Genomic DNA, 23,559 nt, shown 5'->3' with positions numbered 1-23,559 from the left:
AACGTGCTCCGTTAGTGGTTCTTCCCCATGCTCCGCTCGAGCCGCCGATGCAGTAAGCCCCACTGCTCTGCGGCGAGCTTGTCCGTGCGCTAGCTCCTGCGCTGACTTTGTCGCGACATGCTTTGGTCGCAGAACGGCGGCAGTGTCGGGATTCTTTAGACTTTCAGGGTGCGAGAGAACGACTTTTTCGAAGAGGCAGAGGCCGCCGATATTTGGGCCCGTCAACAGGAGACGCTGAACACCGATCTCATAGAGCGAGTCCACGCAGGACCCCTTCAATCTGCTACTGATGTAGAAATCGCCGTTCCCTTGGCCAGACTCGTCCATGACGAGTATCGAAATCGCGGCACTGAAAATAACCCACGGATCTCGGTCCATGAGTCCCGAGCAGTGATGGCTGCTTTAAGGGCAGTGCTGAAGCGCTTGGGCGTTGACTTCCGGCCCCCGTTCTATGATTTCGACGGGTTCTACAGCTACTGGAAAAACAACAACGGCTCCAATTCTTGGCAGGCGCGTCGGCAGATGCTCGCGGAACTGTTCGATCCTTTGCACGAACAGCTCGCTGATTTGGAGGCCGGCACCGTGGCCTCGACTCTCGCCGATCCTGTAACGTCGCATCCTCGAACAGGTTGGACTCGGGTAGACGAAGAAATCACAGAGCTCCGGCGGCATTTCCAGAACGCAAGAACGGAGCAGGACTACCGCAATGTGGGCAATGACTGCGTGATCATCCTGGAGCGTCTTTCCGAGGCCGCCTATGTTCGGGAACGTCATCTGTTCGAAGGTGAGGATGAGCCGCCGGTAGCTAGCACAAAGAACCGCCTGGACCGCGTGATTGAAGTCGATCTCGCCGGAGCGCAGAATGCCGCGCTCCGGAAACTCGTGCGCGCGGCGGTTGAACAGGCCCAGGGAGTGAAACACGGCGCAACGATAAACCGCCGCTACGCCGGAGTGGCGGCAGACTCAGCCATCCTGCTCGCGAACATGCTCAGGCGCATCACCGACGACCAAAGGTAAGAATTCGAAACTAGTCCGTACAAGCTCCGCTAGGCAATCATAGGCTGCCGCTTTGCCGTCGGCAGCACCTCAGTCGTATTCCATGTCATTGCCTTCACCCTCGAAGTACCGCACTGTGATGCCAGACTGGATGCGGTTCTTGTCGAGTGTGTCTTCGAGGCGTTCGTACAGGTCCGGACGAACTATGAGGTCCGTGCCGTGGACCGCAGGTGCAAGAGGCGTATAGCTGCCGTCGTGGATCAGGAATCCGCGCCAGTTGCGTCCCACCAGAGCTGGCCCTTGGTCGTCAACGAGACATTGGCGAACTGTCGGAGACTCCGGGCGCAGGTTGAGAAACGCCACGAGTTCGAGTCGAGGCACGAGACTGAACGGGTGAAGTCCAACGCCGCGGCCGCGGTGAGGTGCGCTCCGCTGGCCCCCGTAGTTGGCAATCGTGGTCAACGGTCCTTGCAGATCCTCCAGCATTTCTGCGGCTGAAGCTTGATCAACGCCCGGGAGTAGGTGGTCGTACGGGGCCAGCCAGATATTTGGTGGGTTAGTTCCGACAGGCAGCGAATCGATCGAAATGGACGCGCCTGTTACCTCGAGACCAGAAGTGATGAATAGTTGTCGGCTTGGCTGTTTGGGGTAGGTGCTGGCCAATGTGGCCTGTCGTTCGAACATGCCAATTTGAACCCAATCATCATATGGTCTCTCTGCAACACGGATAGGCCATGTATCTTGTCCTGTGAGGCGGCGTGTCCCCTCGAGTTCAACCGCGGTCGGCGGCGGCCATTCGGCCTCGTTGTCCTGCCACGGAATGGGCGTCAGGGAACGCGCCAGAAGATGATGGCGGGTTCCCGGACGCGGAACGCGCGACGATTCTTCGAGAAGCGCCCACCTGGCTGAAGGGGCAAGCGAGAACGCGTAGCTGGCTTCAAACCTCCGGGCATCGGCTGTCAGGAAGCCTGCGCGTGCACGTGCTGCTCTAATTCCAGTTGCTGCCAGTTGGATGGCGTTCTCTATTTCTTCTTCATCGTTGAAGTAGGCATCGGGGATGCGTTGCGACGATGGCGAGCGGAGCTGGCCGATCTGTTCTCCGGAGCGCTGTTTGATGGTATCGACTCGGTCGACCAGATTTTGGATCACGGCTTCGCGCACGCCTGGGGGTTCGTTGGCGTCGGCGAGGCGATCGTCCAGGTAGAAGCGAACGAGTCCCTCGACCTGCCCTCGGGACATGTTCCTGGTCATTCTGCTTCTTCCTCGTGCTCACCGACGAGGCTGTGGAACGCGCTGATGACGTACAGTGACGGCGTGGTGGCCGGCGGTTCCGGAACGGGGCGTCCGTGGGTGGCAAGAATCTGGCCTGCCAGTGCTCGGACGGACAGGTGGTCGCTCGCCGCGAGTCGGGTAATTTCCGCGGCGAGGTCGTCTCCGAGCTCACCCGTTGGTACGTTCACGCGCACAGTTTCGAGTAGCCAGGTGCTGCGACCAGCGTCCAGGTCTTTGCGGAGTATGTATGAGAGTGCGCTTTGGGCGACCTTCGGCCGGACAGTGAGAAGGAACTCGGTTGCTACCAGGGCGAGTCGTATCTGTTCCCGTGCGGCCTGGCAGATTGTTGCGAGCGCCAATGTTGCTATAGCAACGTCGAGGTCGTCGGCCGAGTCGGGTACTGGCGTCGGGTGATAGACGTGCGTTCCTGTTTCGGCAGTCCCGGGTAGGCGGTGACTGATGATGTCGAAGGCGGCGTCCCAGCAGTCGGTGGCGGTGCCTCCGGGGCTGGTTGGGGGCTGCGCGGCGAATGCTGTGATGAGGCCTTGGCTGCTTCCATATGAGCCGTACGACGCGGCGGCGACACGGTTGGTGACCGCTGCGGCGAGAGCGCGCTCGGCGGTGTCGGGGGCAAGCTTATGGGCTTGCTCCCATAGTGCCCGGCGTTCCCGACCGGCGAACTGTCGCCAGCCCCCTCCGCCTCGGATGCGCTGATACGCGGTGACTAGGCAGTAACTGGCGACTTTGGCGACCCCGGGATCATCGTCGGCATAGACGGCAAGACCCTGTCCTAGGCTGGCGAAGATGTCGTTTCGAGAGAAAGTGGAGATTTCGCGGGCGACGTCGTCGATGAGTGCGATCCCGGCGTGGTGCCCCTCGGAGTGTGTCGTTTCGAGAATGCGGAAACCAATAGCGATGATGGCTGCGTTGATGTCCCAGGTGGCGGGCTCATCTTGGTAGCGCTCTTTGTCGATTGCGTGGGCGATGCTGATGGCGCCTGCGCGTCCTTGGGGCGCCTCGGGACGTTGAGCTGCAATGAGGCGCTTGAGGAGCGCGTGGGCGTCTGGCCCCTTTTCCGTCCGGAGGAACGAGCTTTGGTTATCTCGGTCTGGGCGCGCTGCCCGGGGGTCAAATTCGGGGCCACCTAGATTCGTCACAACTTGGACGAGTGCTTGGTCCACAACTTCTTTGGATTGGTTGCTCGAGTATTGCATCGGCTGGTTGTCGTACGATGCGGCGATGTTGTTGGCGAGGACGCTGAGCATCGTGTCGACCGCTTGGCTAGCCCCACGCTCGGTTGCAAGGCGGCTGAGAATTTCCAGGTCGACCATTGGTGATCGCCAGGCAATGCTTGTGGTGAGCCGCAGTGCGGCGAGGGTGGCGGGGTCTACTGTCGCGCTGTGGTTCTGCAGCAGGTGTGTTTGCGCTGCTTCTGCTCGTGCGTCTTCGAATCCGATGTTGTCTAGATACAGGTCGGCGGCGTCGCGGGCTGCAGCGATCGGATCGACAGATGCGGCAATCTCCCACCATTGAGTGACGTAATGCGATGTATCGCGGCCGTCGGTATGCTGCCGTACGAGATAGACCAGGTCGACCAGTTTGGACAGTCGGGCTCGTGCTTCCGTAGGGTCTTCGATGTCTTCGATGCTTGCGACGATCTCGGAGAGCGTCGGGTCTTTATGGCCGCCGTAGCTTGCGAGCAAGTCAGCTGCCCGGTTCCAGCATTCGCGGGCCTCGTCGCTAGCGCCTGCTGCTATGCAGATGCGGGCGGTCTCAAGTTCAAATGCAGCCTGTTGGCTGTATCCCGTGTGGTCATCGTTGCGACGTTCACGGATGACGGCAAGGAGGGCGTGGATGGCGCCGATGCCGACGTGGTGGGAGACCCGTCCGAGGACTGCGAGTAGATCGTTGGTGGTCAGCGGGCCGTTCTCGCCGAGACCGAGATTGGTGGTCGTAGTGGTGCCATCGCCTATGGCGATGAGGTGGTCGAGGACGATATCAAGATCTTTTTCCCGCACGACGGTGAGGGAATTCTCGATCACCTGGTGGATGAGGGGATGGATGAAGTACAGCTCGCATGCTCGCGGCTTGCCGGTGAAGGGCTTGGCCTCGGCGACGAGGTCAGCGAGTGCGACGACTACTGCGGTCGACGCGGCTTCGGGTGTTGAGGCGCCGCTGCGGACATCGTCTGCGATTCCCATAGTTGTGACTGTGTAGCGGAGCCATGCCCGGTAGAACCCAACGCCGGACAACTTTGCGCCCGCCTTGAGCACCAGGGCTGGGTCGATGGCCTGCGCGAGTGTGAGGAGAGCGTTCCACCTTCTAACTGCCGGTTCGTCGGCAGTCCTCGCTTTAAGAAGGACATCCGTGGCGGCAAGTAGTTCAACCTCGAGATCCGCGATTCCGAGTCCCGCAAGTACATCCTGTGGTGCGATACCGTGGAAGAGGTATCCGATAGCGTCCAGTGTCGGGTCCAGTTCCCACCCCTGGCGCGCTAGATCGTGGGGGTTGGGGAGCCCGATGGTTCCATTTGCGGCGAGGTCGGCGAGGGCCAAGTAGGTCTCGGCGGCGTTGGCCGGGTCGTTCATCGCTGCTGCGACCTGGGGCATGTAGTCCGCCGGCAGTGCGGCCGTGAACGTCTCTACAAGATCGGCCAGGGATGCGTCGTGCTCGCCCTCAAGGTGCTCGGCGATTTTTGGAATGAGAGACGGGTCGACGTCTTGTCGTTGGGTGCGGAGTCGAAGGGTTCCGCGTTGGGCGGCCAGATGTAATGTTCCGTCGCTGTCGGAGGAGTAGCTGGTCCGATCGGCCTTGCGTTGCGTTTCCCACCCTTCGATGTACGCCTTCCACGGTGCAGCAGCGCCGGCCCGGTCAACAGCGTCGCTGATAAGGAGGCCCCATCTCGGGGGGAACGTTGTGCGCCCGTTGTAAATAAGGCGTTCCGCGACAGTCTCGGCACCGAGGATATTCACGATGACGTCGGCATATTCGGTAAGCGTTTCCGCGAGAGCGTCGTTCTCGTACGTGTCTATAGCCTTTCGGACTTCTACGCATTTGACGAGGGTTGCCCAGTCCAGACGCGATTGAGCTTCGCGTGAGATGACGCAGAGGGCTCGTTGCAGCGCTTCCGGGGAGTGGAACTGCCGCATTGCGTCTGCCACGAAGCTTGGACCGACCAAGGCCTTGAGCTGGTCATACTCGCCTAGGTTGGCGAGTAGGTCGGGGAGGTGACGGAAGGCTCGGGAGTCGGTGAGGAATCCGCGGCCTTCGAGCCACTTCGCGATGCTCTGGCGAATGGAGGTTGCGGCCTCGTGGTCAATGGTGCGGAGGATGTGCCGCGAGAAGCTCTCGTGGTGGAGGCGGAGTCCACCTAGGCCAGGCTGAGTGTTCAGGACCGGAGCAAGCGTCTGGAGTGCCGGGAGAACGAAGGCCTTTATGGGTGAGCCGAGAAGCTCTGCCAGTTCGTCGGGCGTGAGCGAGAAGTCGCACAGCGCGAGGGTGTCTGTGGCGAATCGTTGGTCAAGGGTCATCGCGTCGCGCAGGTAGTCGTAGTACTCCTCGACCGTTTTAGCCGTGTCGGGGACCAGTTCAAGACGATAGATGAGTTCGTTGACAGTGAGTGGCGCCGGGGTATCGTCGAGAGGTGATGCGCCAAGTGCGAGCCGGCACAGGTAGGTCGCGTAGAGCGCGTTCCCGTTGGAACGTTCGTGGACCAACGTGACGATGGTGTCCTCGTCAGACGAACCGACGGGTCCGGCGCCGTCAGGGGATTCAAGCAGGCCGTGCTTGGCGGTAAGTGCCTTGATCTCGTCTCGGGACATCGGCGGCATTTGGAAGGGTTCGGATGCGGGAGCCACTGGCTCGAGGTGGGGTCCGGGCTGGCTTGCGACGAGTAGACAGACTCCGGCGGGAAGGTTGAGGGCTGCGAGCTCCTCAACCAGGAGACGTGACGGGTCTTTCTGCTGGTTGGTGCTGCGTCCGACGACTCGGTCGACGTGGTCGACGCCGTCGACGACCAGAAGGACTGGTTTGTCAGGGTGAGCTTCGCGGCAGTTCTCGAGTGCCGATACGAGCGCTTCGGTGCTCGTCGCGAATTTGGGGCGGAGATCCTTGGTTGCTTCAGGGACTGCTTGTCCGAGCTGGTCGAGGAGACTGCCGATGACGACTTCGGTGAGGACTCGTTCCTGCATGTGGTCGTCGCTTGAGCCGAGCCAGCAGTGGTGGCGCGCGACTGTCCAGCCGTTGTCCCGGTACCGAACTGTAAGCTCTTCGCACAGCCATGATTTCCCGACGCCTGGCTCGCCTACGACGACGACTCGTCCCCCACCCGTCACTGTGCTGTCGATGTGTTTGCTGACCTCTGTCGCTGCTCCGACGCGAGCAACGGCGACTTCAGGTTCGATGGGGTGTCCTGCGGCGACGGCTCCGAAGTCAACGCGCAGCCCGAGTCGAGGTTCGATGAGGTCGCGTCGCACGACTCCGGTATCGACTACGCGAGCAGACGTTGCAGCTTGAACGAGTGCATGTGCCGCGAACTCGGGGGTGACGTCAGTGTTTGGGGTGCGTCCTGCTCCAAGATCTTCCCGGACACGTCGGAGGAGGGAACGTTCGGCAGGTCCAGGGTCGGCGAAGCTGATGGTTGACGCCGGTGCACCCGCGTCAACTATGAGACGGTTGCAAGCGCTACGGAGGTCGTTGTCGCTGAGATGCTTGACCAGGTCGGCCCAGGGCTGGTTGGCGCGCAGCGCGACGGGGTCGAACCGGTACTTCGCAGTTGTGATGCCCGGGAGCGGGTCGGCCGGTCGGACTGACGGGTCAACGGGCACCAAGACGACTGCGAGGGAGTCGTCGGGTTCTTGGTCTCGGACGACGATTCGGTAAGTGGTCGCTGGGGACGTGGCGAGGTCCTTGAGGAGGGAATCGAGGACCTTGTTAAGCTTCAGGTTTCGGCCGTCTTGGGAGAACGTCTCTTTCGAGAGCCGGCGATCGGAGGTCGTATGTTTGATTTGCAGACGGAGTCGGGTCGTGTCGGCGTAGGTGATGTTGACATCATCGAACCGATCCGTGTCGAAGCCCTTTGTGTCAACCGTGATCGTTTCCGCGGTGCCCAGGAGGAGATCTACCAAGGCCACTGCGGTGATTAAGTCTTGATAGAAGTAGCCATGGTGCGTGGGGCCGAGACTCATTGCGTCGTATCTGCCTTTCTGCCACAGCCCGTTAATTCGCTCCCGGCGTCTCTCTGCGGGCGATGCTAGCACGCCCCGGTAGGTACCATGCAAAGGCGTCGGCGTCTCCGGGAATACGCCGACTACTCGACCCAGCGCTTGTCCCAAGAATTTGGCTAGGTCTCCGGATCTTCGCGCAGTCCTCGGCGTCCGAACGGCATAGCTTCTATCAGCACACGTAGATGGCCGACACTCACTCTTCAGGGACGCTTCATCATGGTTACTCGTTGGAGGCATGCCGGCCGCCGTCGGGGGCATCCGTAGACGCGATCACCAGCGCCAGGTACTCCGGCAATACACGCGGGAGACGCAACAACAAAACGCTAGCGCCCCGCCAGACCGAAGCCTGGCGGGGCACCTGTGCGAGACTCTAGTGTGACCGCCGGTGAGAGCGCGTCAGCGACCAGATTCTCTGGTATACGAGCCGATCAGCTCAACTACCGCTAATTTGCCGCAGCACGTACTGCAGGATGCCGCCGTTGCGGTAGTAGTCCGCTTCGCCCGGGGTATCGATGCGCAGCACGGCGTCAAAGGACTTGGTGCTGCCGTCCTCTGCCGTTGCGCTGACCTTGAGCGTCCTCGGCGTCGTGCCGTTGTTCAGCTCGGTGACGCCCTCGACGGAGAACGCTTCCGTGCCGAGCAGGCCCAGCGACGCAGCGGATTCGCCGGCCGGGTACTGCAGCGGGAGGACGCCCATGCCGATGAGGTTGGAGCGGTGGATGCGCTCGTAGCTTTCGGCGATGACAGCCTTGACGCCCAGCAGCGCGGTTCCCTTGGCAGCCCAGTCACGGGATGAGCCGGAGCCGTACTCCTTGCCGGCCAGGACCACCAGGGGGGTGCCGGCTGCCTGGTAGTTCTGGGCAGCGTCGTAGACGTAGGCCTGGGGGCCGTCCGCCTGGGTGAAGTCGCGGGTGAAGCCACCCTCGACGCCCGCACCGTCGTTGAAGTCAGCGAGCAGCTGGTTCTTGATGCGGATGTTCGCGAAGGTTCCGCGGATCATGACCTCGTGGTTGCCACGGCGTGAACCGTAGGAGTTGAAGTCCTTGCGCTCCACACCATTGGCCAGAAGGTACTGGCCTGCCGGGGTGTCCGATTTGAAGGAGCCGGCCGGGGAGATGTGGTCCGTGGTGACGGAGTCGCCCAGCTTCAGCAGCACGCGGGCTCCGGCGATGTCGGTTACCGGTTCCGGCTGCGCCTTCATGCCTTCGAAGTACGGGGGCTTCCGCACGTACGTGGACTTGGCGTCCCAAGCGAAGGTGTCGCCTGCCGGGGTGTCGAGTGCCTTCCAGCGGTCGTCGCCGTCGAAGACGCCTTCGTAGCCGCGGGCGAACATTTCCTTGTCGATCGAGGAATCGATGACCTTCTGGACCTCGACGGGGTTCGGCCAGATGTCCTTCAAGAAGACGTCGTTGCCGTCCTGGTCCTGGCCCAGGGGATCGGCGTCGAAGTCGAAGTCCATGGTTCCGGCCAGGGCGTAGGCGATGACCAGCGGCGGGGAGGCCAGGTAGTTCATCTTGACGTCCGGGTTGATGCGGCCTTCGAAGTTGCGGTTGCCGGAGAGGACAGCCGTGACGGAAAGGTCGTTGGCCTGGATGGCCTCGGAGATTTCGGCGTCGAGCGGTCCGGAGTTGCCGATGCAGGTTGCGCAGCCATAGCCCACGATGTAGAAGCCGAGCTTCTCCAGGTAGGGAGTCAGGCCGGACTTCTCGTAGTAGTCGGTGACAACCTTGGAGCCGGGAGCGACCGAAGTCTTGACCCACGGCTTGGAGGCGAGGCCCTTGTCCACGGCGTTGCGGGCGAGCAGCGCGGCAGCCAGCATCACGGAGGGGTTGGACGTGTTGGTGCAGGACGTGATCGAAGCGATCGAGACGGCACCGTGGTCCAGTTCGAATTCGCGGCCGTCAGCTGTTGTGACGCCCACCTTGTTCGACGGGCGACCGTTGGACTTCGGTCCGTGTGCGTGCGGAGCTACGTCCGCCAAGTGCGACGCGGAGGCGGTGAACGACGGCGAATCGGAGGCCGGGAAGCTCTCGTCAATCGCTTCGTCCAGGCTTCCGTCGGCCAGGTCTTCCTTCACGTAGTTGCGCAGGTCCTCGCGGAACTGGGCCTTGGACTCCGTGAGGATGATGCGGTCCTGGGGACGCTTCGGGCCCGAGATGGAGGGAACAACCGTGGACAGGTCGAGCTCGAGGTACTCGGAGAACTTGATCTCGTGCGAGGGGTCGTGCCAGAGGCCCTGTTCCTTCGCGTACGCCTCGACGAGGGCGACGTTCTGCTCGGAGCGGCCGGTGAGGCGCAAGTAGTCGAGCGTGACGTCGTCGATCGGGAACATCGCTGCCGTGGAACCGAACTCGGGGCTCATGTTGCCGATGGTGGCGCGGTTGGCCAGCGGCACGGCCGCAACGCCTTCGCCGTAGAACTCCACGAACTTGCCGACCACACCGTGGTTGCGCAGCTGCTCGGTGATGGTCAGGACGACGTCGGTTGCGGTAGCGCCGGCCGGGATGGAGCCCGTGAGCTTGAAACCGACAACGCGCGGGATCAGCATGGAGACCGGCTGGCCCAGCATGGCAGCCTCGGCTTCGATGCCGCCAACGCCCCAGCCCAGCACGCCCAGGCCGTTGACCATGGTGGTGTGGGAGTCCGTGCCGACGCAAGTGTCGGGGTAGGCGCGGAGGACGCCGTCAACTTCACGGGTCATGACCGTGCGTGCCAGGTATTCGATGTTGACCTGGTGGACGATGCCGGTTCCCGGGGGAACAACCTTGAAGTCGTCGAAAGCAGTCTGGCCCCAGCGCAGGAACTGGTAACGCTCGCCGTTGCGCTGGTATTCGATCTCCATGTTGCGCTCGAGGGCACCGGAGTTGCCGAAGGCGTCGATCTGCACGGAGTGGTCGATGACCATCTCAGCAGGAGCCAGCGGGTTGACGCGCTTGGGGTCGCCTCCGAGGTCCTTGATGGCTTCACGCATGGTGGCAAGGTCAACCACACAGGGAACCCCGGTGAAGTCCTGCATGATGACTCGGGCCGGGGTGAACTGGATCTCGGTGTCTGGCTGGGCATTCGGATCCCAGCCGGCCAGGGCGCGGACGTGGTCGGCCGTGATATTGGCGCCATCTTCCGTCCGCAGGAGGTTTTCAAGCAATACCTTAAGGCTGAACGGAAGGCTGTCTGCGCCCTCAACGGAGTTCAACCGGAAAATTTCATAATCGGTGCCGGCTACATTCAGTACGCCTTTGGAACCGAAGCTGTCCACAGTGCTCATGGCAGGACTCCTCTCGCAACAGCTTTCATCTTTGTCGCGTGGTTGACCGCTAGCTAGTTAGGCAAACCTAATCTGAGCGCCGTGCCGGTCGGTAGAGAAGTGAAGCGCGACGTAGGACTTCTCCACCATCGTAGTGTCGGCTATGCCGCGGGCACCAGCAACGCAACGGTCTCCAAGTGATGCGTGTGCGGATACAGGTCAAAGGCCCGGACGGATTCAAGCCGCCATCCGCCGTTCCGGAAGTACCCCAGATCACGCGCGAAAGAGGCCGGATCACACGAGACATAGGCGATTGCCCGCGGCCCGGACTCAATGAGCTGGCTGACCACGGCTTTGCCGGCACCCGCCCGCGGCGGGTCGATCACCAACGCGTCGAAGCTCCGGGGGCGCTGCCGGAGGACACGCTCCACCCTGCCCTGGACGATTTCCACCTGGGTCTCTCCGTGCAGATTCTTGCGGGCATCCCTGCTGGTCCCGGGCGATCCTTCGACGGACAGTACCGAACCGGTGATCCCCACCGCATCCGCCAAGGGCGCCGTAAACAATCCGGCTCCGGCGTAAAGATCGGCCACGGCCGATCCCGGAAGGAGGTATCCGCCGTCGTGCAGGAATCCTGTCACCGCCCCCACCAGGGTCCCGGGCGCATCCTTGTGGATCTGCCAGAACCCTTCTCCCGTCACACGGTATTCGTGACCGGCGGCCGATTCCTGGACCCACGTCCTGCCGCGCAGCTGCAGGACTTCTCCGCGGACGGGGTCGAAGGATGCCACTGACACCTCATGCGGGAGCTGGCCCAGGATCCGGTTGAGGCGCCGGGCATCGGTGCCTTCTTCCGGGGCAAGAAGGACGAGCGGACGCGATCCATTGGCAGGCGCGGCCACTTCCACCCGCGATATCCCCCGCAGGTCGATGTCCCAAAGCCGCAACTCGTTGATGCCCGGCAGTGCCAAGGGCATCTCGTGGACCGGAATGACGACGTCGGAGCGGTGGGCATGCATCCCCAGCCGGCCCTCGGGGGTGACGGCAAAGCTGGCACGGGTCCGCCAGCCAAGCCCCTTATCGCCGTCGGACCCTGTAACGCCGCCGGGGCCCGGGTCACCCGCGGCCGCCGGCTCCACCTCGACATTGAGTTCGACGCCGGCGAGCCGCTTCAGTTGCTCGGCGAGCACTTCGGATTTAAGCAGGCGCTGCCGTTCCAGTGTTACGTGCCCGAGTTCGGCGCCGCCCACGGGCGGACCGCCCTTGCTCCAAGCCGCAAGCGAGTCGGCGAGCGGCCAGAAATGGCGGGTCCGGTCGTCGGACGCTTCCAGGACGTCGACGACGTCGGCGCGCCAGAAACGGGAAGACTCTCCCGCGTCGGTCAACCGGACCCGGACCTTCTCCCCCGGGATGCCGTGCCGGACAAAAATGACCCGGCCTTCGTGCCGTGCGACAAAGTGGCCGCCATGGGCGATGGGGCCGACGTCCACCACCAGCTCCGTGGCAGCTCCGTCCTGGGCCGTCGGCGAGCTGGATTGGGTGTTGCTGGGGTGGGTCATTAGGTATCCTGCAATGCCTTTGCTTCTTCGGAGGACTTCAATTGCCATGGAACGCTGGCCACCATGACGCCGGGTTCAAAGTGGAGCCGGGCCTTGATGCGCAATGCGGTCTGGTTGTGGACGAGCTGTTCCCACCACTTGCCGACAACGTACTCCGGAATGTATACGACGATCAGGTCGCGCGGGGAATCGCGGCGCATGTTCTTGACGTAGTCCAGGATGGGCGTGACGGTTTCGCGGTACGGGCTCGCCAAAACGGTCAACGGGACCGGAATGTCCAGTTTGTCCCAGGCCTCGACGGTGTGCGCCGTTTCCTCGTGGTCGATGTCGACGATGATGGCGTCCAGCCGCGACGGCCTCGACGCCCGGGCGTAGGCGAGGGCCCGCAGCACCGGTTTGCGGACATGGGACACCAGGAGCACGGCGTGGACCCGGGTAGGCAACGCACGCGGGGACGAATCCTCGTCAACGGCCAGTTCCTTCGCCACATTGTCGTAATGGGCGCGGATGCTCCACATGATGAGGAACAGGACGAACATCGCCAGGAGGGCGATCCAGGCGCCTTGTTCGAACTTGGTGATCAGCACAATGGTCAGCACCAGCGCTGTCATGGCGAATCCAAGCATGTTGATGGTGCGGGACTTCACGATCCTGCGGCGGACGGCCTTGTCCTGCGCGAGTTTGAGTTCCCTGCCCCAGTGCCGCACCATGCCCAGCTGGCTCATGGTGAAGGAAATGAAGACGCCAACGATGTACAGCTGGATGAGCTTGGTGACATCGGCGTTGAACGAAATGATGAGGACCAGGGCCCCGGCCGCAAGGGCAAGGACGCCGTTGCTGAAGGCCAGACGGTCTCCGCGGGTCCGGAGCTGGCGGGGAAGGTAGCCGTCCTGGGCGAGGATCGAGCCGAGGACCGGAAATCCGTTGAATGCCGTGTTGGATGCGAAGACCAAGATGACACCGGTGGCGGCGACCACGATATAGAACGGGACGGACCCTGCTCCAAAGATGGTCTGCGCAATCTGGCTGATGGCCGGATTCTGGATGTAGTCGTCCGGCAGCGGCTGGCCATGCAGGAGGAATTCTTTGGCAGGATCCAGCACAATGTGGACCTTGGTGGCGTTGGCAAGGTAGATGATGCCTGCGAGCATCGCCGAGGCGATCACTCCGAGCAGCAACAGAGTGGTGGCCGCGTTCTTGCTCTTGGGCTTCTTGAAGTTCGGCACACCGTTGCTGATGGCCTCCACGCCGGTCAGTGCGGCCGCACCGGAGGAGAAGGCCCGCAGGAGCAGGAACGCCCCGGCCAAGCCCACGAGTCCCTGGTCGAATCCCTCTTGCGGGACGATCGTGAAGGCCGCCGAGGGAGCCTGGCCGAGTTGGCCTGTGGCCGCCTGGAAGATACCGACGGCCGTCATGCCCAGGATGGAGAACATGAAGATGTACGTGGGAACCGCGAAGACACTGCCCGCTTCCTTGATTCCGCGCAGGTTCACGAGGGCCAGGATGACGACGCCGACAGTGGCGATGAGCGCCTGCTGCCCATGCATCGACGGGATCGCGGTGGTCAGGTACGCCGCTGCGGAGGACATCGACACGGCGACGGTGAGGACGTAGTCCACCAACAAGGCGGCGGCGACGGTCAGGCCCGCGAACTTCCCCAGGTTGACGTTGGCGATTTCGTAGTCTCCGCCACCGGAAGGGTAAGCGTGGACATTCTGCCGGTACGAGGCAACTACCGTGAGCAAGACCACCATGACCGCGAGGCCTACGAGCGGCGAAATGGCCACGGCACTCACACCCGCGAGGGCCAGCGTCAGCAGGATTTCGTCAGGGGCGTACGCCACGGAGGACAGGGCGTCCGAGGCGAAAATCGGCAGCGCAATGCGCTTGGGAAGCAGGGTGTGGGCCAGACGGTCGTTCCGGAACGGCCGCCCCACCAAAACCCGCTTCGCGGCGTTGAGAATTGTCAGCACTCCGCAAAGCTACTCTGAATCGAACGCGATGTCATGACGGCGGACTGGCTTCCGCGACTTGCCCCGGTAGAGTCTTACCGAGCGGCATGCATAAGAGTGAAGGAGAAACCGTGGCTCACTTTGTGATCATGGGTTGCGGACGAGTTGGCGCAACGTTGGCGCACACCTTGGAAGACGCCGGCCATTCAGTGGCAATCATCGACCAGGACGACCGTGCCTTCCGCCGCTTGCGCAGCGGATTCACCGGCAGGAAAGTCACCGGCGTCGGCTTTGACCGGGACACCCTCAAGCAGGCAGGTTGCGAGGAAGCGTACGCCTTCGCCGCCGTCTCCAGCGGTGACAACTCCAATATCCTCGCCACCCGGGTAGCCCGTGAGACTTTCCATGTTTCGCATGTTGTAGCCCGCATCTACGATCCCGGCCGCGCCGAAATCTACCAGCGCCTGGGCATCCCCACGGTGGCCGCCGTGCGTTGGAGCGCGGACCAGGTCCTGCGCCGGATCCTGCCCGAACAACACCTGGCAGGCGATTACCGCGAACCCTCCGGCCGGCTTGTTTTGTCCGAAGTCGACCTTGACCAAGGCTGGATCGGGCACCCGTTGACTGCCATCGAAGCAGCGTCCGGAATCCGCATCGCTTTCCTCACCCGCTTTGGTGAGGGCGTCCTGCCCCAGGCCGGAACGGCGTACCAGGAGGGCGACACCGTGCACGCCATGTTGAATCTGGACCGCAGCGCCGAGGTGGCGCGCATCCTTTCCAGCGCACCTGCCAAGGAGTCTGAGTGAAAGTCGTTATTGTCGGCGCAGGCAGCGTCGGTTCATCGATCGCGCGGGAACTGCTCGCCCACAAACACGAGATCATGCTGATCGACCTCAAACCGGAGGTCATTGGGCGCAGCGGGCTCCGTGGGGCCCGCTGGCTCGTGGGCGATGCATGCGAATTGAGCACGCTGCAGGAGGCGAAGTTGGAAGGGGCCGACGTCGTCGTGTCGGCGACCGGCGACGACAAAGTCAACCTTGTGGTGTCCTTGCTGGCCAAGACCGAGTTCGGCGTGGGCCGCACGGTGGGCCGCGTGAACAATCCCAAGAACGACTGGATGTTCAACGATTCGTGGGGCGTCGACGTCGCTGTCAACACTCCGCAGCTCATGACGGCGCTCGTGGAAGAAGCCGTGGAAATCGGTGACCTCGTCCGCTTGCTGACCTTGCAGACGGGCGTGTCCTCGCTCGTGGAATTCACGGTTCCCCACGACTCGCACATCATCGGCAGCACCGTTGGCGGCACCGAATGGCCCGAAGACGCCACCCTGGTGGCGATCCTGCGGGACCATGCTCCCATCACCCCGAGCCGCGACGACGTGATCGACGGCGGCGACGAACTGTTCTTCGTCACGACCATTGCCGCCGAAGACGGGCTCAGGGCCTTGTTGTCCCCGTCCGCGGCCGACCACGGCTCAGTTGAGGTCGAGGAAGAGTTTGCGGATCAGTCCGACGACGACGGCTTCGACGGCTGAGGATCCTTGTTCGGCTTCTGGCCTGGCGTCGGCCGGGTCAGGAGCCAGGCAATCCAGAGACCCAGGATGTATAGCGGAGCGCCCATGATCAGCCTCATGGTAGCGAGCGCGGCGAGGCCCGGGTCGCCCATGAAATACAAGGGCACCTGGACCACAAGCCGTAGTGCCAGTACCCCAATGACCACCCACGTGCCGATGGCATAGGCCCGCAAGCGCTCCGGGTTCTTCCGCCATTCGAAGCCTTCGTTGCGGACGAATCCGAACAGCAGACCGGCGATCGGCCACTTGAGCAGGATCGACAGCATCATTCCCACGATGTACGCGATATTCGTATAGAAGCCCAGGACATAGAAATCCTCGGCCTTGCCGGTGGTGTTCGCGAGCCAAGCGGAGATGGCGACGCCGGCGATCCCGGCAAGAGCCTGGGTCAACGGGCGCCGTTGGACCAGGCGGACCACGGTGAAGACGGCTGCCGCCGCGAGGGAGGCAATCAGGGAAGCCGGAAGGTCGCGGGTGACCATGAAAGCGATCAGGAAGACGAGGCCGGGCACGATGCTCTCGGCGATCCCCTGGATACCCCCGGCCGATTTGAGGATGTCGACGTGTCCGTGGCTGTTGCGTTGGAGCCCGGCTTTTTCGGCATAGCCTGCGGCGAGGTCCGCAATGCTCGGCCCCTGGGTTCCCTGCCCGGAATCCCCTGCCGGGCCGGGCTTTTCCTGGATTGGCTTTTCCTGGGGGTCGGATCCGTTGGCGACGGTCATTGGTGCTCCTGCCGGGAGAGGATTTCGTAGCGCGGATTGAACATGGTGGGCATCCCGTCCCGCTGGGTAACCATGCCTTCGAGCCGCAGGACAGTCCCGGGTTCGATGCCGGGCACTTTGCGGCGCCCGAGCCAGATGACACGCAAGCGGGTCAACGGACCCGTATCGCCCCTGTGCGCAATCCGGTCGACGACGATCGCCGAGAAGTGTGCTTGCTCGTTGGCCGGCTGGTAGGTCACCGACTCGATGAAACCCGTGCAGTCGACCCGTCCCCGGATGGGGAGCTCAGTAAGGGGCAGGGGCGCCGGGCCGCCATGGGCGGCAGCGGCTTGGGCCGCTTTGTCAGCCAATCTGGGTGATCTCCGGGCCGCGTTCGGGCCGCTGAAGCTCCGGCGTTTCTTGGGGAGCTCCGTGCTGCCCGGGGGCTACGGCGTCCTTGGGGAGCTTCAGCTGAAGCAACTCGCGGGGCGGCATGGGGTTGTCTCCGCGAATGACCACAACCTTGCGGAAGAGGTTCTCCAGTCCTTCGGCCGCGTCCCTGTCCAAAGCCGCCTGGCCGCCGATGACGCCGCGGAGGAACCAACGGGGTCCATCCACGCCCATGAACCGGGCAGCCCGGAAGCCACGTCCGCCGTCGGCGGATTCGGTAGGAAGTTTGGCGATGAGTTCCGTGCCGAAGGTGCCGACGATTTCCTCGACTTCGCCTCCCTGGCTGGCTACGGACTGGCCGATTTGTTCGCGGATCTCGTCCCACAGCCCTTCGGAACGTGGAGCGGCAAACGCCTGGAGCTGGAGGCTCGAGCCATCGAGGTCCATGGTGACCGCTACTACCCGCTGGGTTGCCTCTTCTACCTCAAGGCGCAGTTGAAGGCCCTCGGAAGGTTCGATCAGCAGGGCGCCAAGGTCCACGTAGCCATCTTGGCTATCGATTTCGCTGGCATCCAACGGCCCCTTGGACAGACGGAAGTCGCCCTTGGCGGCTCCGGTGGTTACCGTGCCCGCGTCCTGCCGCGTCGTCGCGGCATCGGCCTGCTCAGTACCGTTGTCTTTCGGCTGCTCGGCCTTGGACTTCTTTCCGCGCCCAAAAAGCATCGGGTTGTCTCCTTAGTAGTGGTCTACCCCCCAGTAAACCGCAGACTGCCCGTCAACTCGCGGGCAGCATGGCAATCAGCTCTGTACGGTGCAGATTGTCGGGGGTTGTTGCTAGCTCACGGCCGGCGCGAAGCCTCCGGTGGATCCAAAGCCGCCGGTGCCGCGCGAGGTGTCGGACAACTCCTCCACGGAAACGAACTGCGCGTACTCGACGCGCTGGATCACCATTTGAGCAATTCTATCGCCGCGCTTGAGTTCGATTGCCTGGTTTTTGTCCGTATTCAAAAGCGTCACGGAAATTTCACCTCGGTAGCCGGCATCAACCGTCCCGGGAGCGTTCACCACAGTGAGTCCGTGCTTGGTGGCCAGCCCTGACCGCGGGTGTATCAACGCGACAAAGCCGTTTGGCAACGCGATTGAGACGCCCGTAGGAACGAGCTTCCGCTCTCCCGGGGCGAGTGATACGTCCGCGCGGGCCCGCAAGTCCGCACCGGCATCACCGGGGTGGGCGTACGACGGCGCTTCCAAACCGGCGTCGAGCATTTTCAGTTGGACCTGAAGGGTCGGCGCACCGTATTCGGCGAAGGTGTCTGCGGGGTTGGCTACTGCTGTTTCGTGGCTCACAGTCACATATTCTATCGTCCGCGGGGTACTGCCACCGTTGCAGTCGCAGGGCATCAGGCGGGTTAATTCCAGGGGCCACAGTCCCGATAAGCTGGTGGCATGCCTGAATCGACTGCTTCCGTACCCGTGCCGCACCATTCCTCGAGTGGAACGGGCGTCCTGTTTACGGAAAAGCTCTGGCCCTCCCTTTGGATCTGGATTGTCGTGGTCGGCTTGTCCGCCGCGGGCATCCTGATGTTCGCGCCGATCAGCATTACCGCGGGCATTATCGCCGCGCTGGTCCTCTTCGCGGTCATGACCACCATGCTGGTGTTGTCCACTCCTGCGATTGTGGTGGACCAAGACACTGTCCAAGTAGGACGTGCCACTATCCAGCGCGAATTTGTCGGCGCAGTCACCGCATATCGCAAGGACGAAGCCACCGCGGAGCGCGGTACCCGGCTCCACGGGCTGGCGTTCCTGTGCCTCCGCGGCTGGATTGATCCCGTGGTTCGCATTGAAATCACCGACCCGGCGGACCGCACTCCGTACTGGCTGACGTCAACGCGCCGCCCCGACGAACTGCTGGCAGCGCTGTCCAAGCAGGCCTCCCGAGGCTAGCTTTCGCATTCCTTGCAGTACAAATGCCCGTCTTTCTCCCGCGCAATCTGGGAGCGGTGTTTGACCAGGAAGCAATTGAAGCAAGTAAATTCGTCCGCCTGCGGAGGCAGGACGCGGACCAGCAGCTCTTCGCCAGACAAGTCCGCCCCGGGGAGCTCGTAGGCATCGGCCAAATCAGTCTCATCGATGTCAACAGCCGATGATGACTGTTTCTCGGTGCGATGCGACTTGAGTTCCTCGATCGAGTCCTCGGTGTCTTCTTCCGTCTTCCGAGGGGCATCGTAGTCCGTTGCCATGGTCCCTTCTTCGTTCTCCCTTGTGCTCCACGCAGGGCTTGCGGTCCTGTCGACCAGAACCTGCTCCGGTCTAAGGATGTAACGCAGCAGGCCGCATTTTTGTGCCCGATATCGGGCAGATTGTCCTCCCGGCAGACTCGAATGTCCATACCCCCGGCAACGATCGCCCACGCAAGCGAATGCCGGAAAATCGCGGAATATCGCGGCGCGCCCTTTGTCCTAGTAGGAAAAGGCCCTACCGGGTGGCAGAGTTTCGAATGTCAGATAGGCCATGGTGGAGGATTTTATGCGGGATCTACGGCTGGTTGGCGTCCACGACGACGGCGGACATCTCCTGTTGAGCGGTACCGGCGGCGAGATGTTCCAGCTTCCGATTGATGAGGCGTTGCGCGTTGCAGCGAGCCGGACACCTGCCCAGGTGGCCGCACGTGCCTCGATCACGCCCGTCGCCATGTCCCCCCGTGACATTCAGTCACGTATCCGCAGCGGCGCTACGGCCGCGGAGGTGGCGGAGCTCTCAGGGCTGCCGCTCGCCAACGTGCAGCGGTATGAGGGGCCCGTGCTTGCCGAGCGCGAGTACATCGCCCAGCAAGCCCGCAAAATCGAAGTCGCCGCCCCGGCCCCCGGCCAGGACGCCTACCGCGCGGCGTTCGGCGACGAACCTGCAAGCCTGGGAGAGATGGTCGCACACCGGCTCACGGCCCACGGGATCGATTCCTCTGCGGTGGAATGGGACTCCTGGCGTCGGACCGATGGCTCGTGGACCGTCGTCGCACGCTTCGAAACCAAGCCGGGAAGCCTGGAGACCATCGGCGAAGAGCCACCCGCGATGTGGACGTTCCATCCCGCCCGCAAATCCATCCAGAACGCCAACCGCTGGGCCCAGCAGCTGAGCGAACTGGAACCCCTCGACGGCCCCGTACCGGCACGGCGACTCGCGGCCGTCTCCGACCGGCCCTTTGACTTCGAGGCCGACGCCGGGACCGCCGCCCGTGTGGCCGCTGCCGCTGCCACCAGGGAAGCCGACGGGCTCCTCGACATGCTGCGCTCACGTCGCGGACAGAGGCTGGGACTTGACGAGGACAGCGACGACGCTTTGGCGCTGCTACTCAGCAGCGGCGTTCCGGCTGCGCATCCGCGGCACGGCGACATCGAAGACGGACCCGGGGATACGGAAACAGCTGACAAAGAGTCAGCCGACACGGACACGGACGAGCAGGTGGAATCCGAACCCGCCGCCAGCCGCCGTGACGCGCGTGCGTCCATGCTCTCGCGGCTAAGCCTGGCCCCGAAGCACGACGACGAGGAAAACGACTCCCTCCATCTTCACGATGGCGTGAGCACGGATACGCGGGAGATCACGGTGATCCCAAGTCCGCTGCGCCCCGTGACCGTGCTGCGCGGCAGGAACGACAACGACGCCCGGACCGACAATGATGCCCAGACCGGCCACGACGAATCCACGGCCCGGGAAGCAACAGCACCGCGGGCAGGCCTGGACGAACTGCTTGGCGGAGCTCCCCGGCGGGAACGCGAAGAGCCGAGGCCAACCCCTTCCGGCCAGAAGGATGAAGAACCTTCAGATGCGGCGGCGGCCGAGCGCCAGCCGTCAAGGCCAAAGCGCTCCAGCATCCCGAGCTGGGATGACATCCTGTTCGGAACACGCGGGGACTAGGAAGCTTCCAGTTCCCGGCAGCTTCAGCTGGCGCCGTGCCAAAGGCAAGCGTCGACGTCGAACGGCAGCAACTGGTCGCGGCTCGCCATGAGGTTGGCCCCGTGTGCCGTGACCCGGCGCATGTAGTGCCTGCGGCATAGGGTCTCGTACCCGACGACCGGTTCCGACGCTTGGATGTGCTCCGGGGTAGCCTCCACCCGGCCGGCCTCCATGGCAACGTCTCCCACCACGACCTGCTCGCCTTCGACCACCATGATGCCGTCCACGGTCCGCGCATTGTGTGTTGCCCGGCGGCCGCACCAGCAAAGCGCTTCGACCTGCAGGACCTGCACCCTGTCCGCGAGCTCCACCAAACGCTGGGATCCGGGGAACAGCCGGGTACGGAAGTCGGACGTGATTCCGAAAGCGAATACGTCTACGCCCATCTCATCGACCACCCGCGCCAGCTGTTCCACTTGTTCGGGTGAGTAGAACTGGGCTTCATCACAAATCAGGTAGTCCACCTTGAGGCCGGTTGTCCTGCGTCGGACAACCTCGTCCCAGAAATCGGTAGTGTCAATGACCTCCACCGCATCCGTCTGGAGCCCGAGCCGGCTGGAAATGACGGAACCGCCGGCCCGGTCGTTGCAACTGAAGCGGACCCCGCCCCGCCCGCGCGCACGGTGGTTGTAGTCCATCTGCAAAGCGAGGGTGGACTTGCCGCAGTCCATGGTTCCGGAGAAGAAAATGAGTTCAGCCACGGCGGCCCTTGGGACCTCCGGCTTGGAAGCAAAGCAGCGGAACTTCGCGCTCCGACTTGGTCAGCGAACCGTGCTGCCCCACCACTTCCAAGGCAGTCGGGCGGACGCGGCGGACATCGTAGAGCGCCAAAGCGTCGCGGGCGGCGATCATGACATCCCCGATCCGGGGGGAAACCTCAGCTCGCAGGTCCCCGAAGAGACCTGCCTCAAGGGCCTGCTCGCGGGTGAAGGCCCAGATCCGCTCGCCGAAGCGGGTGCGCCAGGCATCCAACAGGGCTTCCCGGTGACGCTGTCCGGCGTCGGGTTCGAGGTACAGGTGGACCATGCGTGGCTCGCCCGCCGTATGCCGGACCCCGGCAATAAGGGCAGGATCGGCGGAGTAGTCGATGCGCTGTGACTCCGGGACGTCCAGCATTCCATGGTCGCCGGTGAGCAGGATGGTTGTCCCCGCCGGCAGTGACGCAGAGAGCCTCTTGACCGTCGAATCGATTTCTTCGAGCTGGTGCTCCCAGCGATCGGACTGGCAGCCGTAGCGGTGCCCGGCCTTGTCCAGTTCGTTGACGTAGAAGTACATGAGCGAGCGGGTTCCCGCGGCCATTTCCTCCCCCGCTGCTGTCGTTCGGGCATGGAGCGAGGTGCCGCCTACGAACCGGCTTCCGCGGAGCGCCGCGCGGGTCATCGGTGACGCGCCGAACTGGGGCAGGCTCACCGTGACGACGTCGGCGTCAGCAGCAACGCGTTCGAAAATTGTCGGGAACGGCTGCCAGCGCAGGGGGTCGACTCCGGCGTCCCAATTGCCGAGCAGGTTGACCACCTTGTCCTGGGCAGGATCCAGGACGTCATAGCCCACCATGCCGTGTTCACCGGGCGTACGGCCGGTTCCAAGGCTGGCCAAGGACGATGCCGTGGTGGAAGGAAAAGCCGAATCAAGCCACACGGGAACAGCTCCCTGGCCCGCATTCGCAATTGACCTCAGAAACGGGGTGTGGGCAGCCTTCTGCTTCAGGAGGTTGCGTCCCAGTCCATCAGCGAGAACGACGCACACACGTTGCGATGCAGGCAATTGCAGTTTGTTTTCGAAACCGGGCAGCCCCATGCTCGCCGCAGCGCTCGTGAAGACCTCGGCGATCGACTTGCTCCCATAAAGCGGCGCGCCGGGAAGCTCAGGGACGGTGCTGGAAACGGGGACGGTGTCCTGGGCGACGGGTTCCGACGTCGCCATCAGCGCTGGTGCCCACGGCTCAGCCGGTTGCCGAAAACGCCCGAGCGGAGGCGCGGAGCCGAGATGGAACCGGTGTGGACCGAAGGGCCGGGAGCGCCGGTGTTCACTGCCCGCAGCGCGCGGGCGAAGATCTTCGCGTCCTGGACAGCCCTGGGTCCGTCGGCCTCGGAGCTGATCCGCAGCACGATGTCCTCCTGGGAGATGGTGCCCGTGTACCCATGGTCGGCTTCGCACTGGGGATCGCCGCAGCTGGCGGGTCCGACATCCAGTCGCTGGCCTCCGGACCAGGCAATGGACAGGGTCAGCTCCCTGACGGGGTCGCTTGGAGTGTAGTTCTGCGGCTGGGCATACATGTAACTGAGGACCACCGAGCGGATCTGTGCCACGGGCACGGACTCCGTGGAAATCTGGGCGACGATCTGCTCGCCGGCTTCGTCAAGCTGCTGGTCATCGACGTGGGTGATCACCAGCATGTCCTCGGTGAGGACCAGGACCGTGATGTGCCGCCGGACCTCGGCACGGTCGAAATGTGTTTCCAAATGCACCAGGTGCGCAAGGCAGTCACGCCCGTCCAAGGCATCGGCCACAACATCGGCAACAAGGACAGGATAGAAACCGGCCCGTTGAAGTGCCTGGTCCAGGCTCTGCCCCTGCGAGCTGTGGTTGTGTGCTGCGTGGTGCCCGGTGGTAGCCGGACCGGACGGAGGCGTCGGGGACTTCGAGCTCATTCCCCCATTTTCACAGATCGGCTGGGGACTTCATAACCG

At 63.2% G+C, this 23,559-nt stretch carries 18 protein-coding genes; 5 read left to right on the top strand and 13 right to left on the bottom strand.

Features of this window, described 5'->3' with window-relative positions:
* The first annotated feature begins 168 nt into the window (after positions 1-168).
* Positions 169-1,017, top strand: coding sequence for a hypothetical protein (locus QRN52_RS07030; RefSeq protein ID WP_284752030.1), 849 nt, complete (start codon positions 169-171; stop codon positions 1,015-1,017).
* A 69-nt stretch (positions 1,018-1,086) separates the two neighbouring features.
* Here the strand turns inward: QRN52_RS07030 and QRN52_RS07025 are convergent, their stop codons facing one another.
* The 5 genes from QRN52_RS07025 to QRN52_RS07005 all read right to left on the bottom strand — a co-directional run bounded on the left by QRN52_RS07025 (position 1,087) and on the right by QRN52_RS07005 (position 14,269).
* Positions 1,087-2,247: a hypothetical protein gene (locus tag QRN52_RS07025; RefSeq protein WP_284752029.1), complete on the bottom strand. Its 1,161-nt coding sequence runs from the start codon at positions 2,245-2,247 to the stop codon at positions 1,087-1,089.
* Positions 2,244-7,454, bottom strand: coding sequence for an AAA family ATPase (locus QRN52_RS07020; protein ID WP_284752028.1), 5,211 nt, complete (start codon positions 7,452-7,454; stop codon positions 2,244-2,246). The genes QRN52_RS07025 and QRN52_RS07020 overlap by 4 nt, the downstream gene beginning before the upstream one ends.
* A 472-nt stretch (positions 7,455-7,926) precedes the next feature.
* A complete protein-coding gene (locus QRN52_RS07015; RefSeq protein ID WP_284752027.1) occupies positions 7,927-10,758 on the bottom strand; it encodes an aconitate hydratase in 2,832 nt (943 codons plus the stop codon).
* 140 nt (positions 10,759-10,898) lie between these two features.
* The gene (locus QRN52_RS07010) at positions 10,899-12,296 is read right to left on the bottom strand and encodes a class I SAM-dependent RNA methyltransferase (protein WP_284752026.1); all 1,398 of its coding nucleotides are present in this window, start codon (positions 12,294-12,296) and stop codon (positions 10,899-10,901) included.
* Positions 12,296-14,269, bottom strand: coding sequence for an APC family permease (locus tag QRN52_RS07005; RefSeq protein ID WP_284752025.1), 1,974 nt, complete (start codon positions 14,267-14,269; stop codon positions 12,296-12,298). The genes QRN52_RS07010 and QRN52_RS07005 overlap by 1 nt, the downstream gene beginning before the upstream one ends.
* Before the next feature lie 110 nt (positions 14,270-14,379).
* On the opposite strand from QRN52_RS07005, the gene QRN52_RS07000 reads away from it, so the two are divergent.
* Entirely contained in the window at positions 14,380-15,054 is a 675-nt protein-coding gene (locus QRN52_RS07000) for a potassium channel family protein (RefSeq protein ID WP_284752024.1), read from the top strand.
* Positions 15,051-15,782, top strand: a complete 732-nt coding sequence (locus QRN52_RS06995) for a potassium channel family protein (RefSeq protein ID WP_284752023.1) — start codon at positions 15,051-15,053, stop codon at positions 15,780-15,782. Before QRN52_RS07000 ends, QRN52_RS06995 begins: the two co-directional genes overlap by 4 nt.
* Here the strand turns inward: QRN52_RS06995 and QRN52_RS06990 are convergent.
* The 4 genes from QRN52_RS06990 to dut all read right to left on the bottom strand — a co-directional run bounded on the left by QRN52_RS06990 (position 15,752) and on the right by dut (position 18,259).
* Complete coding sequence (locus QRN52_RS06990) at positions 15,752-16,543, bottom strand: DUF3159 domain-containing protein (protein WP_284752022.1); 792 nt, start codon at positions 16,541-16,543, stop codon at positions 15,752-15,754. The genes QRN52_RS06995 and QRN52_RS06990 overlap by 31 nt on opposite strands.
* Positions 16,540-16,893 (bottom strand): single stranded DNA-binding domain-containing protein, encoded by a 354-nt coding sequence (locus QRN52_RS06985; RefSeq protein WP_284752021.1) that lies wholly within the window; start codon positions 16,891-16,893, stop codon positions 16,540-16,542. The genes QRN52_RS06990 and QRN52_RS06985 overlap by 4 nt, the downstream gene beginning before the upstream one ends.
* Positions 16,886-17,635, bottom strand: a complete 750-nt coding sequence (locus QRN52_RS06980) for a DUF3710 domain-containing protein (protein WP_284752020.1) — start codon at positions 17,633-17,635, stop codon at positions 16,886-16,888. The genes QRN52_RS06985 and QRN52_RS06980 overlap by 8 nt, the downstream gene beginning before the upstream one ends.
* 111 nt (positions 17,636-17,746) lie before the next feature.
* On the bottom strand, positions 17,747-18,259 hold the full coding sequence (dut, locus tag QRN52_RS06975) for a dUTP diphosphatase (protein ID WP_284752019.1): 513 nt from the start codon (positions 18,257-18,259) through the stop codon (positions 17,747-17,749).
* Between the two features lie 99 nt (positions 18,260-18,358).
* On the opposite strand from dut, the gene QRN52_RS06970 reads away from it, so the two are divergent.
* Positions 18,359-18,859: a DUF3093 domain-containing protein gene (locus tag QRN52_RS06970; RefSeq protein WP_284752018.1), complete on the top strand. Its 501-nt coding sequence runs from the start codon at positions 18,359-18,361 to the stop codon at positions 18,857-18,859.
* Here QRN52_RS06970 and QRN52_RS06965 read toward each other — a convergent pair.
* Positions 18,856-19,155, bottom strand: coding sequence for a DUF4193 domain-containing protein (locus QRN52_RS06965; RefSeq protein ID WP_078105507.1), 300 nt, complete (start codon positions 19,153-19,155; stop codon positions 18,856-18,858). The two genes, QRN52_RS06970 and QRN52_RS06965, sit on opposite strands and share 4 nt — an antisense overlap.
* 286 nt (positions 19,156-19,441) lie before the next feature.
* Here QRN52_RS06965 and sepH point away from each other — a divergent pair, with 286 nt between their 5' ends.
* Positions 19,442-20,830, top strand: a complete 1,389-nt coding sequence (gene sepH / locus QRN52_RS06960; protein ID WP_284752202.1) for a septation protein SepH — start codon at positions 19,442-19,444, stop codon at positions 20,828-20,830.
* Between the two features lie 23 nt (positions 20,831-20,853).
* On the opposite strand, the gene QRN52_RS06955 is transcribed toward sepH, so the two are convergent.
* The 3 genes from QRN52_RS06955 to QRN52_RS06945 are packed head-to-tail and all read right to left on the bottom strand — an operon-like array spanning position 20,854 to position 23,520.
* Positions 20,854-21,570 (bottom strand): thymidine kinase, encoded by a 717-nt coding sequence (locus tag QRN52_RS06955; RefSeq protein ID WP_284752017.1) that lies wholly within the window; start codon positions 21,568-21,570, stop codon positions 20,854-20,856.
* Positions 21,563-22,792 (bottom strand): alkaline phosphatase family protein, encoded by a 1,230-nt coding sequence (locus QRN52_RS06950; RefSeq protein ID WP_284752016.1) that lies wholly within the window; start codon positions 22,790-22,792, stop codon positions 21,563-21,565. Before QRN52_RS06950 ends, QRN52_RS06955 begins: the two co-directional genes overlap by 8 nt.
* On the bottom strand, positions 22,792-23,520 hold the full coding sequence (locus QRN52_RS06945) for a DUF5998 family protein (RefSeq protein ID WP_284752015.1): 729 nt from the start codon (positions 23,518-23,520) through the stop codon (positions 22,792-22,794). Before QRN52_RS06945 ends, QRN52_RS06950 begins: the two co-directional genes overlap by 1 nt.
* Positions 23,521-23,559 lie beyond the last annotated feature (39 nt).

This window comes from Arthrobacter sp. efr-133-R2A-120 (assembly GCF_030209835.1).
GTDB lineage: Bacteria > Actinomycetota > Actinomycetes > Actinomycetales > Micrococcaceae > Arthrobacter.
The sequence above is the reverse complement of the archived record's forward strand: the minus strand, read 5'-3'. Positions and strand labels throughout refer to the sequence as shown.